Raw genomic sequence first — 15,264 nt, forward strand, 5'->3', positions numbered from 1 at the left:
CGGATGTTCGGGCGGGGACCTATTTCTGTGGTGGCCTCGATCTACCGCGCACCGCAATGTATGACGTGACGATGGCTGTCATAGAAAAGATGAGCGCTATCAACACGAGCGCCAGTGGCCAGGTCATCGCTTCTCACTCCTCGGTGGACGGCAGATCGTGATGGGGCACAATGCATGGTGCAGAAGGTTCTGGCTGGTCGACCCCAGCAGCGATCCGGCGAATCGATTGTGGCCGTGACTTCCCACGACGACGAGTTGTGCGTCGCGCGCAAAGTGCAGCAACAGTTCGGCAGGGTTCCGCTCATCGATGACCGTGGTGACTTCCAGGTCCGGATACTTCTCTCGCCAACCGGCAAGATTTTCTGCTACCAGTGCCGTCTGCTCTTCTGCCATGGCGGCCCAGTCCACCTTGGTCGCAGCGGAGCGGCCTCGGGACATGTCACCTGTACCCCATGCGTGCACCGCGAGGAGCGGGACGTCGAAGAGCACTGCGAAGTCGACGGCGGACTCGATCGCCCTGATGCTCAGCGCACTTCCGTCGACGCCGACCACGACAGGCCGGTGATCGGGCACCGGTGACTCGGAGTCGGATCGGAAGACCGTGACAGGGCAGTGTGCGTGGTTGACCACCCGCACCACGGTGGACCCCGTGAACAGTGACTCGACCATCCCGGCGCCCGTGGATCCGACCACCACCATTTCCGCGTGCTTGCTCAGTCCGGTGAGCGACATCCCTGCCGGTCCCGGGTGGATGCTCGAGGACACCCGGACGTCCGGACACTCCTGCCGCACTCGCCGCTCGGCGCGCCCGAGAATCTCCTCGGCCGATTGCCGGACTTCGTCGGCGAACTCGTTCTGAAACAGCAGGGCAGCTTCGCTGTAGTGGTATCCGGGACTGGGGAGAGCATGGGCAAGGCGCAGCGGCGCGGATCGTCGTCGCGCCACGGCGGCCGCCCATACGGCGGCCCGCATCGCGCGTTCGGAGCCGTCGACACCGACGACCACGGACTGGCGGTTCGCAAGAGTGCTCATCGTCCAACTCCAGTCATTGCAACACATTTCCGGACTTTCGCCGAACACCTTCAGGATCGGTCACCTGTGGCCGGCGCCGATAGGGCCCTAGGTCATCACACCTCGATGTCGAGTGACGTCTGCACGCTGGAAGGGACTTTCGGATGACCTTGTGCCCTCTGCCGAGACCTCGGGCGGTGAAAGACTCGAAGGTAAACCAGATGTGACGGGCTGAACCTCACCCGTGCGGTTCAGCTGGTACCGAACAAGCGAACCAGGAGGCGGCGACATGCGAACACTGATTGTCTACGAGTCGATGTACGGCAATACCCATGCGGTGGCAGAGGCGATTGCGCGAGGATTCGCGCCTGCGGGCGACGTCACGACGATCCCCGTGTCGCAGGTACCCCAACAGGACGTGTCCTCATACGATCTCCTGATCGTGGGTGGTCCCACCCACGTGCACGGGATGAGCCGGGAATCGACCCGGCGCGGTGCGGTGGAGGCCGCCGAGAAGCCGGAGAGCAACCTGACACTGGAACCAGATGCGGCCAGTACGGGAATTCGTGAGTGGCTCGACGGGCTCACCGTGGACGAGGGGAATGCTGCCGCGTTCGATACTCGCATCGACAAGCCCGCACTCATTACCGGACGGGCGTCGAAAGGAATTTCGAAGAAGTTGCGGCATTTGGGTTTCGAGCTGGTTGCCGATCCGGAGAGCTTTCTCGTCGATACGAAGAACCAGCTCGTCGAGGGTGAGGAAGCACGGGCGCAGAAATGGGGTCAGATGCTGGCGAAGCAGTCCCCGGCGCACACCTGAGCGGTGCGCCTTCAGCCCGGGTGCTGTGTGTGCATGCCACACCACCCGGGACAGGCGCTCACAGCACGGTGCGCCTGCCGCGCGTGAAGTAGGCGACCGGCCCGATGAAATTGACGGCGATGACCGCCGCCCATTTTCCCTTGCTGCCGTTGATCTCGCGAGGATCGCGGCGAGCGAGATCCACCCAAGCGGCGACGGCCAGCACCATCTGAACGATCGTGAGCACCGCCAGCCCGCCGCGCTGACGATCTGTCATGTCACTCCAGGTTTTCCGGCTTCTTCTCACTCGTTTTCCTTTCCTCATCTTTGTGGAACACCGTCATGTGGCTGAACGATGTCGTCCGGCCCGGGTAAGAACCGTCCGGTGATCACGCCCAGCACCGTCCCGGCTACCAGCCCGGTCACTGTTCCGAGTGCCCGTGACGAGCATCACCCGATACTCGTTGTGCCAGCTTCGCGGCGAGGGCGGCGGCCGTCATGCCGACAGCCTCCGCTGCGGCACACAGAGCAATCCACCGGGCCGACGACAGACCGGGGACGCCATCCCCGGAACGATCGAGGTCCGAAGCTGTGGGTGTGGACTCGGATACTGTCATTCGCCGCGCACCTGGGCATCCCGGTGATGGATAGACTCCGCCCACTGATCGATGTCTGCCCAGTCGCGGGCATCGCCATAATGCCCACCCATCAGCCGGAAGAGCACCCGACCGAAGCCCGGCCAGTCACCGCGGCCGATGGCTCCGGCGAAGAAGCGGTGGCCGCGAACATCCGCGGCCTCCCGCAAGTGCTGCACCACGCGCGGTTCAGGGGTGACCCGGCGAAGATAGGACGCCACCCGGTTCGACAGGATCGTGCTGGTCGCCCCCACCGAGGACACGGAGTACGCCCACAGCGCTCGGCCGGCGAGTTGCGGGCGGAGTCGCCCGATGGCGGCCGCCGCTTCGGGAAGCCACTGACCACTGTGGATGGCGCTCCCGACAACGAACGTCTCGTATTCGCGCACCGAGGTGATGTCGCTCAACGGCTGTACGTCCACTTGCTCACCTGCGCATTCGAGCTGCGCGGCAATGCGCTCGGCCACCCCTCGGGTCGATCCCCTCGCGGTCGCGTAACCCACCAAGACAGTCATCGGGTCGACTCCTGGGGGTGACCGGCAGCCGGCTGGTCGTCCGGTGCCGGGCCCGATGATGCGGTGTGTTCGTGGGGTTCGCGTGGTCCCTGATCGAATCGGAAGGGTGGATACTCGTCGCGAAGGAGCACGACGTAGGCGAGGACTCGGTAGACCCAGCGGTTGATACCCATGACGAAGTCGAAGAGCGGACGGGGATAGCGGCCGGTGAACAAGATGATGATCGCCGCGACCAGGATGAGGACACCGAGCAGCGAACCGAACAGCCAGGGCTGCCCGGGGACTCCGTCGTCGCCGCTGGTGACTCCGAACCGCCAGCCGCCGAACCAACCCCCGGCGAGCACGGCCAGAATCAGGTAGTGGGGTATCGCCAGCAGCCACCACTTCACCAGGACCAGACCGCGGGAGAGTCGCTCGGGATATTCGACATCGAAGTCAGCCGGGTAGTCGGTGCGCGCCAGCGTGAAGGGCGGATACCGGTCGGTGCCCAGCGCGGAGTAGGTGTAGAACTGCACACGCCAGAGCCAACGCAGAACTCCGACGTTGAAGTCGAACAACCCCCGCGGATACCGCCCCGTGAAGAGAATCGCGAATCCTGCCACCACCGTGGTCACGAACAAGCCCAGACCGAGGAAGACCAACACCACGTAGTGCGGAATCGCGAGCAACCACTTGACCAGCCACAACCACCGTGACAGCGGCTGGTCGAGATCACCTCGAAGGTGCGCGGGATAGGGCTTCGACGGCGCGGGTGTGTCTGCGGTCGACGGTGTGGTGGGGGCGGACGCCGCGCCGGTTCCACCCGCCGGTGCCGGCCAGTGCGGTTGGGGTGGACCGTGCCGGCCGAGCCCGAGCGCTCCGACCACCACAAGTGGTATGCCCACGACGAGCATCACCACGGCGGCGAGGAGCACACCGAGCGCGAGCGGACCGAGGAAGTCGAGCCGTGCACCGGCCTGGATATCGACCGAGACGCCGGGACGGCCGTCGGCGTTCATCACCACAGCGGTCCAGGACCCGCGCTGAAGATCCCACTGCACCTCCTGAGTGCCAGCTCCGGTGGACGAGACGGACCAGAATGTCTGCGCCGAAGGGGCTTCCGGCTGCCGGTCACCGGTGATCTGACGGTAGCTCGGCTGGAAGGGGTTGAATTCGACCTCCGTCACCTCGGAGCGCGCGACACCGGAGAGATAGCCTTCCACCGCCTCACGAGGGCCGATTCCGACGAAGATCTCCCGGTTCGACGGGTCCGAGGTGACGCGCAGCAACACCCGGCCGAGATCCTCGGTGCTGAAGCCCTGGGGAAGGTCGGCTTCCTCGAAAAGGTCGATCCGCTCCGACACCAGGGCGTTCGCGGACGACTGATACCTCTGGGTGGGTGAGGTGAAATGACCGTCCTCGTTCTGTGTGAAGTATGCCCACCCGAGAAACACTGCAGCGCTCAGAAGGGCGAACCCGAGCAAAGCACACAGACATCCGATGACGAGCGCCACGATTCTTCCTGGTTTCACTGTCCGCCTCCGGGATCATGAGTCCTGTACCTCAGTGTGGTGGCGCGCCGGCCCCGACGTGAGGGCCATTGGTCACATGGTCACACCCGATAGTTCGACGTACTCTGGACCCCACTCGACAAGCACCCGGACAGCTCTGCACAACGCGAAAGCTGAACCCATGGCCGGACCTGTGATCGATCTGCGCCGGCACGGCGCCGTCCTCTTCGACCTCGGTGTGGTTGTCGACACCAGGTCCGGGAAGCCTGTGACCGTCGATTCCACCGTCATGCTGGTGCGCCGGCTGCGTGCGCTGGGCATCGACACGGCCGTGTTCTCCCCGAGCGGCGATGTGAAGCCGGCAATCGAGGACGCCGGAATCGCCGACTTGTTTCCTGTCCGGATCGGTGGTGTGGCGCCGGCCGAGGCCGCACACCGGCTCGGAACCCAGCCCGCCGCATCAGTCGTAATCACTCGTTCGGAAGCGGCTGCGACAGCAGCTGAGCGGAGCGGGTTCGCCTTGGTCGTAGGGATCGGCCCGGAAAAGGATTCCTGGGGTGCCGACCACGTGGTGACCGACCCGGCGGACATCACGATCCGCCAGGGGGATCGTCCCCTGTCGCAGATCCCCGACGCGATGACCTCCCGGCACGAACTCACCGCACATTTGCGTATCCGGCGGCCCGCGGTCTTCCTCGATTTCGACGGCACCCTCGCCGATATCGTCAGCGACCCGTCCGCGGCGGTCCTCGTCGACGGCGCCGCAGCGCAACTGGCCCGACTGGCCCGCGAGTGTCCCGTGGCCGTGATCAGCGGCCGCGATCTCGAGGACGTCCGGTCGCGCATCGGCATGGAGGGGATCTGGTACGCGGGCAGCCACGGTTTCGAACTGAGCGGGCCGGACGGGGAGCACTACGAGAATCCCGAGGCGCTCACCGCGGTGAGTCTGCTCGCGCAGACTGGACGACTCGTCGAGGAACAGCTCCACGGAATTCCCGGTGTCCTGGTGGAATACAAGCGGTTCGGGGTGACAGTCCACTACCGCAACGTCGCCGCGGCCCGCGTCGACGAGGTGATCGCGGCAGTGTACGAGGCCGCACACGGTGTTGATGGTCTGCGCGTCGCAGCGGGCCGCATGGTCGTCGAACTACGTCCCGACATCCGCTGGGACAAAGGCCGGGCATTGGAGTGGATTCTCGGACACGTCCTCGATTCGACGCAACTGCTTCCCCTGTACGTCGGCGACGACCTCACCGACGAGGACGCTTTCGACGCCGTTGCGACCACCGGGGTGGGAATCGTGGTCCGCAGCGAGGAGGCGGGCGATCGACGGTCTGCAGCCGGGTTCGCGGTAGATGGACCCGCACAGGTGTGCGAGCTGCTGCAGCGATTGGCCGACCTACTCGCGCGGGATCCGAAAACGGTCTCGCGGGCGGACGCCTGGATCCTGTTCTTCGACGGATACGACCCGACTGCCGAGAAACTGCGTGAGGCGCTCTGCACCGTCGGAAACGGCTACTTCGCCACCCGCGGGTGCGCACCCGAGTCCGGTGCCGGCGCCGTGCACTATCCGGGCACCTACCTCGCCGGCGTCTACAACCGGCTCAGCGACGAACGGTCCGGAATGACCATCGTCAATGAAAGTCTGGTCAATGCGCCGAATTGGCTTGCGACCACCTTCCGTATCGACGGCGCGCCGTGGTTCGACATCGATGCGGCCGAACTCCTCGACTACCGCCAATATCTCAATGTGCGCCGTGCCGTCCTCACCCGGCGATGGCGTTATCGCGACGAGGCCGGCCGCACCACCTCGGTGGTCCAGCGGCGCTTCGTCGCGATGCACCTGCCCCACGTGTGTGCGCTGCAGACGACGATCGTGGCAGAAGACTGGTCGGGGCAGCTCGAAATCCGGTCGGTGCTCGACGGTTCGGTGGGTAACACCCTCGTCGAGCGTTACCGCGAACTGGCCAGCGACCACCTCACTCCACTGCGCGCCACCGAGCTGACGGACGACTCCGTACTGTTGTCGATGCACACCGGACAGTCCGGAATACCTGTGGCGATGGCCGCCCGAAACCAATTGTGGCGCAATACCGAGAGAGCTGACTGCCGCTACCAGCTGTTCGCCGATGACAGGCACATCGGGCACGACATCGCCGTCGAAATGGCCCCGGGCGAATCAGTCACGCTCGAGAAGATGGTCACGGTCTTCACGGGCCGTGATCATGCGGTGTCACATCCCGCGGACGAAGCTGCACGCCCGCTCGCGGAACTCGGCCGCTTCGACGAGGTGCTCGACGGCCACGTCCTGGCATGGGAACACCTGTGGGACAGGGTAGGAATCGAACTGCAGGGCTACGAGGACGCCTCCCGCATCGTGCACGTCCATCTCCTGCACCTGCTGCAGACGGTCTCCCGGAACACCGCCGACCTCGATGTGGGGGTGCCGGCCCGGGGACTGCACGGTGAGGCCTACCGCGGGCACATCTTCTGGGACGAATTGTTCGTCTTCCCTGTATTGAACATGCGGGTTCCCTCCCTCACCCGGTCGCTGCTGCGCTACCGGTACCGCCGGCTCCCCGAGGCCCGGCGCGCCGCGAGAGCGGCCGGCTACCGGGGTGCAATGTTTCCCTGGCAATCGGGCAGCGACGGCCGGGAGGAGAGCCAGCAGCTCCATCTCAATCCGGCGTCGGGGCGGTGGCTGCCGGACCCGAGCTGGCGCCAGCACCACATCGGGGTAGCGATCGCCTACAACGTCTGGCAGTACTACCAGGTGACCGGCGACCTGGAGTTTCTCACCGAGTGCGGGGCCGAATTGCTGGTCGAGATCGCACGGTTCTTCGCCAGTCTCGCCACCTACGACCGGCTGCGGGGCCGGTATGTCATCAGCGGGGTCATGGGGCCCGACGAGTTCCACTCCGGCTACCCGGGATCACCATTCGGTGGAATCGACAACAACGCCTACACCAACGTGATGGCGGTGTGGGTCATCCTGCGCACTCTCGAGGCTCTCGACGCGCTTGCGTCGCCGGACCGGGTCGACCTGGTCGAGAACCTGGCGGTGGACGCGCAGGAAATGGCACGGTGGGAAGACGTGAGCCGCCGAATGTTCGTGCCGTTCCATGATCAGGTGATCAGCCAGTTCGAGGGGTACGACAACCTCGCCGAACTCGACTGGGATGCCTACCGCGAGCGCTACGGCAACATTCAACGGCTCGACCGGATCCTCGAGGCCGAAGACGACGACGTCAACCGCTACCGCGCCTCCAAACAGGCCGATGTGTTGATGCTCTTCTACTTACTGTCCGCCGATGAGTTGCGGGACCTGTTCGGCGGACTCGGCTATCACCTCGAACCCGAGGCCATTCCGCGGACGGTCGACTACTACCTTGCCCGCACCTCACACGGTTCGACTCTGAGTGCGGTGGTGCATTCCTGGGTTCTCGCGCGCGCCAACCGCGACAACGCCCTGGAGTACTTCGAACGGGTACTCGCCTCCGACATCGCCGACATCCAGGGCGGTACGACGGCCGAGGGCATACACCTCGCCGCGATGGCGGGGAGCGTCGACCTGCTCCAGCGGTGCTTCACCGGACTCGAAACCCGCGGGGATCGTTTGGTATTCGGCCCGCAATGGCCGGAGGAACTCGGCGCACTGGAGTTTCCCATCGTGTACCGAGGACTCCAACTCTGGCTGACCGTCACCGGCAGAAAGGTCCAGGTGAGCGCAGCGGCCGGCAACCAGCGACCGATCGAGATAGTCTGCCGCGATCAGGTTGCCACACTGGAGCCCGGGAGCATTGTCACTCTCGACTGAAGGTTATGCCACCCGACAAAACACTTCACACCTCCGGTAGCGGGGCCGCCCACGTCAATCGAGTCCCGCCCGTGTCCTGCAAGGCGATCGTGAAAGTCCCACCGGCCTGCTCGGCTCGAGCGGCGAGATTGTGCAAACCGCTGCGTGCCACTGCCGGCGGGAGGCCGATGCCGTCGTCGCTGACGTCGACGGTGAGGTCGTCACCGACCGAGACGGTGACAGTGACCGCACGGGCTCGGGCGTGATGCACGACGTTGCTGAGCGCCTCCCGCAATACCGCTTCGGCATGGTCGGCGAGCGGACCGGTGACCACGTTCAGCGGCCCGGCCATCCGGACCGTGGTGCGCAGGCCACTGTTTTCGGTCTGCTCGGCAACGACGGTGTTGAGGACCTGCCGCAGCTGCCGGGAATCCTCGTCCGTTTCGCGATGCAGATCGAAGATCGTCGTCCGGACGTCGGTGATGATCTGCTGCACGTCGTCGATCATGTCCTCGAGTCGTGCGCGAATCTCGGGCGCCCGGGTGCGTGCCTGGGTGCTCTGCAGATTCAAACCGTGCGCGAACAGACGCTGGATGACGTGGTCGTGGAGGTCCCTCGCGATCCGGTCACGGTCCGAGATCAGCGACATGTCGGCCAGCTGCCGTTGATCATCGGCGAGCTTGAGCGCCAAGGCAGCCTGATCGGCGAACTCGGCGGCCAACGATTGTTGCCGATCGTCGAACGATTCCGCCCCGAGTTCGCGGATGATGGCCAGCACCCCGGTGATCGTGTCCGCCGAAACCCGCAGCGGCAGCAGCAGCGCGGGCCCGTAGCGGTCGCGGTCCGCGAAGTGGGGGACCTGCGTCAGCTTCCCGGTGCGAAACGCTCGTCCCGTGTCGGAGCCGTCGACGGGGATGTGCCGGCGGTGAAAGGCGGCGGGGTCGTCGCCGGCGTAGGCGGTGACCGTCAGCGTGGTGACCTCGGCGGTCTCGACATCGGGGTCGTCGGGTTGGGCGATCAGTACGTGGTCGGCGACGGCGAGTGTTCGCGCTCGCTGGGCGATGAGGTCGAGGACTTCCCCGGTATCGGTGGCCGCGAGCAGTTCCCCGCGAATCTCGCTGGTCGCGTGCTGCCACCGCTGTCGCAGCCGGGCATCCTCGAATAGTCGAGCATTGTCGACGGCGATACCCGCAGCGGCGGCGAGTGCTTGGACGACGACCTCGTCGTCCTCGGTGAAGGACTGACCTCCCACCTTTTCGGTGAGGTACAGGTTCCCGAAGACCTCCCCGCGCACTCGCACCGGTACCCCCAGGAATGTGCGCATCGGCGGGTGATGGTCCGGGAAACCCGACGACGCCGTGTGTGCGGCGATGCTGTCGAGACGGATGGGCTTGGGCTGCTCGATCAACAACCCCAGCAACCCGTGGCCGGTCGGGAGCTCACCGATCAATTCCCGTGTGTGCTCGTCAATCCCCTCGTAGACGAATTCCTGGAGTCGGTCCCGAGAAGGATTGAGCACTCCCAGGGCACCGTATCGGCAGTCGACCAACTCGATTGCCGCGTGCACGATCCGTTTGAGGGTCGCATTCAATTCCAGCCCGGACGCGACGGTGAGCACCGCTTCGAGGAGAGCGTCGATCTGGTCGCGGGAGTCCATCACCTGGCCGATGCGGTCCTGAACCTCGACAAGCAGCTCTCGCAGCCGCAATTGCGACAACGCACCTGTCAGTAACGGTTCCTCGTCGGCGCCCATCGTTCGCTCCTACTTGCCGATTATCGACACTCACCCCCCATCACACCACGACCACGCAGGCAGGCACGGCGGTTCACCCGCCCCTATCACGTGGCTCGAGAAGGACGGTCAACGAGTACAGCCGGAACAGTCCCGGAAATCGCAGTCGGGGCGCTCGACGGCCACAGTGACGACTTTGTCCTCTGTTTGCGTCCTGGCACCAGCCCCGATGCTGGTGGGGTCGGTACTCGTCCCACGGAAGAAGCAGTCATGTATCAGGAAAAACCACCCGTGGTGGCCATGGATTCGGACGGTCCGCTCCCCATTGCCGAATGCCGGAGGTTGCTGCGCTCGGTTCCGACCGGCCGGCTGGTCTACACCGAGGACGCGCTGCCCGCGGTGCGGCCGGTCACGTTCGCGGCCCTCGACGGCGATCTCGTCATCCCCACCGGCAACAACCCGTGGTTCGACAGGTTCGACCGGGGGGTGCTCGCGTTCGAGGCGGGGACCATCGACCCGGCCACCCGCAGCGGCTGGAGTGTTCTGGCAATGGGCAGGTCACGGGTACTGTCCGACACCGACGGGTTGATCGGCTTCGCCGATCCAGCCCGCATACCGTGGAGCAGCTCTCGAGACGACCGCTACCTCGTTATCGGCATCGAACAGATCAGCGGACACCGCACCACGCTGCTCCGCCCCGCCGGTGATCTCCGCTGACACCCATTGCCCGCAGATTCTCGAGAAAGCAATGATGCGTATGCCCGATCACGTACGCTGTCATTCAGGGCGCTGACCACCGGAAATGGAGTTCTGAGCCGCATGATCACAGTCTTTCTCGTCGATGATCACGAGGTCGTGCGCCGCGGTATCGCGGATCTGCTGTCCACCGATCCGGAACTGAACGTCATCGGCGAGGCCGGGAACTGCGCCGAGGCTCTTGCACGAATTCCCGCACTGCAACCCGACGTCGCCGTCCTCGACGTGCGGCTACCCGACGGCAACGGCATCGAACTGTGCCGCGACCTGCTCTCTCAGCTGCCCGACCTGCGGTGCTTGATGTTGACCTCCTTCACCGACGAACAGGCCATGCTCGACGCCATCCTTGCCGGTGCCAGCGGGTACGCCCTCAAAGACATCCGCGGCACCGAACTGGCCCACGCAGTCCGCGAGGTCGGTGCCGGGAAGTCACTGCTCGACAATCGTGCGGCCGCCGCCCTGATGGAAAAACTGCGGGCCAAACCCAGCGAGGAAGAAGGACTGGTCGCCGGACTGACCAACCAGGAACGCACACTCCTGACTCTTCTGGGCGAAGGATTGACCAACCGGCAGATCGCGGAGCGCATGTTCCTCGCGGAAAAAACCGTGAAGAATTATGTATCCCGGTTATTGAGCAAGCTCGGCGTCGAACGCCGCACTCAGGCCGCCGTCATCGCCACCAAACTCCCGAACAGCCGCACCACACGGCATTGACGTCGTCACCAACATCCTGCCGCGGCCGGGAGCTGGCTAGGCTTCGGGATGGGGTCCCCATTTCGGTAGTTGATACGTCAACTACCATGGTTGCGCTCCGTGGCCGACGGGACGCCACCCGTCGTCCTCGATCTGTCGCCGAAACTCGGCGAGAGCAGCCGTCATCCCGGGTGCCCATTTCTCTCGCGGGGGGATCGATCCCCATGTCCGGGGAACGGGGAAAGTTGCGCTGAAGTACCGCGGTTCACCGTCGACCACCCCCACGAACCGCAGGTACGCGTTGCCGTACTGGGCGGACAGGGTCGCGAGGAGGGCGGCCCACCAGTTCCGGGCACCGACCTCTTCCAGGTCCACTCGCAAGGTCTGCACTTGGGGCATCGGCCCATTGTTCTCCCCGAGCCGCCTTCCTTCTCGCGAATGATGTGCACCCACGGTTTCGGAGGTGTGTTCTGTTCGACTGTCTACCGCGCTGACTGCTGGCCCTCGTCGATCGCCCGGAATTGTTCGTGCAGGGCTGCAGCGAGGTCGTCGATCTCGGGTACCACGTCGGGGTCGGCGATGATCGTGACCGTGAGGGTGCCGGCATACGACAGCGCCGCGAACGCGACACCGACATTTCCCGCGGTGACGGTAATCGGCACCATCGACGCGATCGGAACCCCGGCGATGGCTAGTGGGGACGGCGGACCTGGCAGGTTGGACAAGAACGAGTTGACGAGACGTTGACGGTCGACGAACCACCGAAACAGTTTCACAGCTGCCAGAAGCCGGAAAAGGGGCCCGATCAGTGCCGCTGACGTGCCACGGGTTCTGATCTTCTGAGCGCGGGTAATCCCCGAAATAGCGGTTAACCGCTCTGCCGGACCTCCGGCCAGCGGTACCCGGACCGGCATGACCCCCACCTGATTCCCGAGGTGCCCGCTCGTTGTCGACCTTCGGGCGGAGACCGGTACCGAGACCACAAGCTCGAGCGGGAACTCGCCCCGTCGGTGCAGGAGTACGGCCAGGGCTCCCGTGATCGCGGCAAGGAGGACATCGTTGACGGTTGCCCCGGAACTCCGCCCTGCGTCCCGAAGAGGGCGGAGGTCGGTCTCCACCGCCGTCACCCTGCGGCGCGGCCCGGTTGCCGCATTCAGGGAACATCGGGGTGCTCGGCGACCGAGACTGTGTCCGAGTTCGTTCCAGCCCCCGCGCACGCGTGCCACGGTCCGCGGAATCTGCCGCAGCGTGCGGAGGCGTTCGACGGCGCAGTCGGCGAGAAGCTCCATCGGCCGTGGCGACGGGGACGTAGTGGGGATCTCGTCCGCCGATCCCGCCGCGGCCATGCCGTCGACCAGATGCGCGAGGATCGCCAGGCCACCGATTCCGTCGGCGAGCACATGGTGCAGCACCATCACGAGGCCGACGGCACCGCAATTGTCTGCGAGGTCCGTGATGATGATCGCTCTCCACAGCGGCCGTGAGCGAGGCAGCGGCTGGGTGACTGCGTCCACCGCGATCGCCAGAGCGGTGTCGCGGTCACCCGGGGCCGGGCAGCGCACCCGTGCGAAATGGGCACCGACGTCATAGTGTTCGTTGTCGGCCCAGTACGGCCGGCCCAGGCCCGGCGGCGGGTCGACCAGACATTGCCGCAACCGTCGTATCCCACTGATCCGCTTCGTGAGCGTGGCCTCGATGGTCGCCGAATCCACTGTCCCGTTACCGGCTGTCTCGTCACCGGCGAGGAAGAGCACGGCACCGACATTCATGGGCACCGGCCCGACGTCTGAGGCGAGTTCCGTCAGGTCGCTCGGGCCGAGGCGCTCAATTCTGCGCTGTTCCGCCATGATCCGAGGATGCCAGACATTTTCCCTCTGCAGGCATGCTTGCACCACCCCAGCCAACGCGACGTGCGGCTGTCGCGTCAGCGGAAGTCCGCGTCGGTGATCTCGGCGCGAAAGAATTCTCCGGTCGACGCGCCGCCGGTGTCCCATCCCGCGCGCAGGCGCGCCGGAATGGTGATACCGGCGAATGTGCGCTCGGACTCGACCGCCACGGTGAACTGATAACGGCCGAACCCCCGCCCTTCGGGGTTGCCCCACCGCTGCATCCGCACACCGCGCAGGGCGCCGTCGTCGGCAATGTTCAGGTGCACGGTTTCCTCGCGACCAGCCACGGTCCACGTCGCCGAGACATCGTTCCCGTCGCCGGTCCAGCGTGCCAGGGGAAAGGCGGTCGGCACGAGGATGCTCTCCCCGGCCAGGCGCCCGGCCGCACTGTTGGTGACATCACGACCCCGGGCGGACATCACGGGGATCAGTCCGCCGAGTCGCCACCGCATCTCACCGCTACCGCTGGTGAAACGGTCGTAACCCATAATCGGCAAACCCGCAACCTTCGCCGTAGCGGCCCAGATAAACCCTTCCCCCGGGGCGATGAGCTGGGTGGCGGTAAAGTGCCGCCAGTCTCCCAAACGGATCTGTCCACGCATCTCGAGTCGTACCGCTCGGGCAAGCGGCGTGTTCTCGACGACGGCACGGACGATCCACCGGTGGGCCGCGGGTGGTAGATCCTCGGCGAGTGTGGCGTGAAACCGTTGCCCGGTCCCATGCACATTCGCCAAGCTCTTCCACTGCCCACTCACGTGGCGGGCGGCCCGAGGAACGGACAACGGCTCAGACATTCAATGCCCCTCCAAACCGGTGGTGATCGTCCTTGTGGGCGGCGTCATCTCCAACCGCACGCCGAGGAGGCGCACTTCGCGGTCGTGGTCGAATCGGTCGACCAAGGCCGCGGCGGCGTCGCAGATGATGTCGACGTCGAATGTCGGTTGCGGCAAAGCCTTGCTGGTGGTGCGGGTGATGAACGGCGCGTAGCGCACCTTCAGCGCGACGCGAACGGCCGGACGATTCTCTGCCACAATGTCTTCCCGCACCCGCACGGCGAGACGTCGGATCTCTTCGGTGACGGCGGACCAGTCGTCGAGATTCTGCTGAAACGTCGTCTCCCGACTGTGGGAGCGGGCAACCCACGGATCGGCGGTCACCGGCGAACGGTCGATGCCCCGGCCGATCCTGCCGTACCACGGTCCCATGGTCGGGCCGAACGTCGTGGCGAGGTCCTCGTCCGCGGCCGCCGCCAACTCGCTCACCGTGTTCAGCCCCAGGGCGGCAAGCTTTTTCGCAGTCTTGCTGCCGATGCCCCACAGCGAGCGGGTGTCCCGCTCCCCCATGACCTCGAACCAATTCGCCCCCGTCAGACGGAAGATGCCCTGCGGCTTCCCGAATCCAGTCGCAATCTTGGCACGTAACTTGTTGTCGCCGATCCCCACTGAGCAATGCAGCCCGGTCGCCTCGAGCACCGCCGCCTGAATGGCGCGGGCGAACGCCTCCGGATCCTCGGTTTCCACACCGAGAAAAGCCTCGTCCCAGCCCATCACCTCCACCACGGCGTCCATCTTCCGCAACGTATCCATCACCACCGCGGACACCTCGGTGTAGGCCTCGGCGTCGACGGGCAGGAACACGGCGTCGGGGATTTTGCGGGCCGCGGTCCGCAACGGCATCCCCGAACCCACCCCGAACTCGCGGGCCTCGTACGACGCCGTCGACACCACCCCGCGTTCGGTGGGGTCGCCGCGCCCACCGACCACCACGGGCTTACCTCGCAGCTCGGGCCGGCGCAGCACCTCCACCGCGGCGATGAACTGGTCGAGATCGACATGCAGCACCCACCTGCGATGCGGCGGTGTGATCATGGAATCAGTGTGCCGGAATCGGCGGAGCCGGCACCTCGAAACGCGACGCGGAAGCTACTGGACGGGGTAGCGATAGACTT

The 15,264-nt window shown here is 65.4% G+C and carries 14 protein-coding genes; 4 read left to right on the forward strand and 10 right to left on the reverse strand.

Annotated elements, in window-relative coordinates; all coding sequences use genetic code 11:
• Nucleotides 1–123 precede the first annotated feature (123 nt).
• Nucleotides 124–1,032 carry a universal stress protein gene (locus HYG77_RS06465; protein WP_109328369.1) on the reverse strand — a complete coding sequence of 303 codons (909 nt, stop codon included), beginning with the start codon at nt 1,030–1,032 and terminating at the stop codon, nt 124–126.
• 268 nt (nt 1,033–1,300) lie between these two features.
• Between HYG77_RS06465 and HYG77_RS06470 the strand changes: the two genes are divergently transcribed.
• Nucleotides 1,301–1,831: a flavodoxin domain-containing protein gene (locus HYG77_RS06470; RefSeq protein ID WP_208962183.1), complete on the forward strand. Its 531-nt coding sequence runs from the start codon at nt 1,301–1,303 to the stop codon at nt 1,829–1,831.
• 58 nt (nt 1,832–1,889) lie between these two features.
• Here the strand turns inward: HYG77_RS06470 and HYG77_RS06475 are convergent, their stop codons facing one another.
• From HYG77_RS06475 to HYG77_RS06490, 4 genes are all read right to left on the reverse strand, one after another.
• A complete protein-coding gene (locus HYG77_RS06475) occupies nt 1,890–2,087 on the reverse strand; it encodes a PLDc N-terminal domain-containing protein (protein ID WP_230990128.1) in 198 nt (65 codons plus the stop codon).
• 145 nt (nt 2,088–2,232) lie between these two features.
• Entirely contained in the window at nt 2,233–2,427 is a 195-nt protein-coding gene (locus HYG77_RS06480) for a hypothetical protein (RefSeq protein ID WP_208963598.1), read from the reverse strand.
• On the reverse strand, nt 2,424–2,960 hold the full coding sequence (locus HYG77_RS06485) for a flavodoxin domain-containing protein (protein ID WP_208962184.1): 537 nt from the start codon (nt 2,958–2,960) through the stop codon (nt 2,424–2,426). The genes HYG77_RS06480 and HYG77_RS06485 overlap by 4 nt, the downstream gene beginning before the upstream one ends.
• Nucleotides 2,957–4,471 carry a DUF4389 domain-containing protein gene (locus HYG77_RS06490; RefSeq protein ID WP_208962185.1) on the reverse strand — a complete coding sequence of 505 codons (1,515 nt, stop codon included), beginning with the start codon at nt 4,469–4,471 and terminating at the stop codon, nt 2,957–2,959. The genes HYG77_RS06485 and HYG77_RS06490 overlap by 4 nt, the downstream gene beginning before the upstream one ends.
• 160 nt (nt 4,472–4,631) lie before the next feature.
• Here HYG77_RS06490 and otsB point away from each other — a divergent pair, with 160 nt between their 5' ends.
• Complete coding sequence (otsB, locus tag HYG77_RS06495) at nt 4,632–8,267, forward strand: trehalose-phosphatase (RefSeq protein ID WP_208962186.1); 3,636 nt, start codon at nt 4,632–4,634, stop codon at nt 8,265–8,267.
• 25 nt (nt 8,268–8,292) lie between these two features.
• Here otsB and HYG77_RS06500 read toward each other — a convergent pair whose 3' ends face one another.
• A complete protein-coding gene (locus HYG77_RS06500; RefSeq protein WP_109328355.1) occupies nt 8,293–9,999 on the reverse strand; it encodes a GAF domain-containing sensor histidine kinase in 1,707 nt (568 codons plus the stop codon).
• 249 nt (nt 10,000–10,248) lie between these two features.
• On the opposite strand from HYG77_RS06500, the gene HYG77_RS06505 reads away from it, so the two are divergent.
• Nucleotides 10,249–10,695 (forward strand): pyridoxamine 5'-phosphate oxidase family protein, encoded by a 447-nt coding sequence (locus HYG77_RS06505; protein ID WP_244373502.1) that lies wholly within the window; start codon nt 10,249–10,251, stop codon nt 10,693–10,695.
• 102 nt (nt 10,696–10,797) lie between these two features.
• Nucleotides 10,798–11,448, forward strand: a complete 651-nt coding sequence (locus tag HYG77_RS06510; protein ID WP_208962187.1) for a response regulator transcription factor — start codon at nt 10,798–10,800, stop codon at nt 11,446–11,448.
• An 81-nt stretch (nt 11,449–11,529) separates the two neighbouring features.
• Here HYG77_RS06510 and HYG77_RS06515 read toward each other — a convergent pair whose 3' ends face one another.
• From HYG77_RS06515 to HYG77_RS06530, 4 genes are all read right to left on the reverse strand, one after another.
• Entirely contained in the window at nt 11,530–11,826 is a 297-nt protein-coding gene (locus tag HYG77_RS06515; RefSeq protein WP_208962188.1) for a hypothetical protein, read from the reverse strand.
• Between the two features lie 83 nt (nt 11,827–11,909).
• A complete protein-coding gene (locus HYG77_RS06520; protein WP_208962189.1) occupies nt 11,910–13,274 on the reverse strand; it encodes a wax ester/triacylglycerol synthase domain-containing protein in 1,365 nt (454 codons plus the stop codon).
• A 77-nt stretch (nt 13,275–13,351) separates the two neighbouring features.
• Nucleotides 13,352–14,110 (reverse strand): DUF6544 family protein, encoded by a 759-nt coding sequence (locus HYG77_RS06525; protein ID WP_244373504.1) that lies wholly within the window; start codon nt 14,108–14,110, stop codon nt 13,352–13,354.
• Nucleotides 14,111–15,184: a DNA polymerase IV gene (locus HYG77_RS06530; protein ID WP_208962190.1), complete on the reverse strand. Its 1,074-nt coding sequence runs from the start codon at nt 15,182–15,184 to the stop codon at nt 14,111–14,113. It abuts the gene before it with no gap.
• Between the last annotated feature and the right edge of the window lie 80 nt (nt 15,185–15,264).

The organism is Rhodococcus sp. ZPP (assembly GCF_017656075.1).
Lineage (GTDB): Bacteria > Actinomycetota > Actinomycetes > Mycobacteriales > Mycobacteriaceae > Rhodococcus_F > Rhodococcus_F oxybenzonivorans.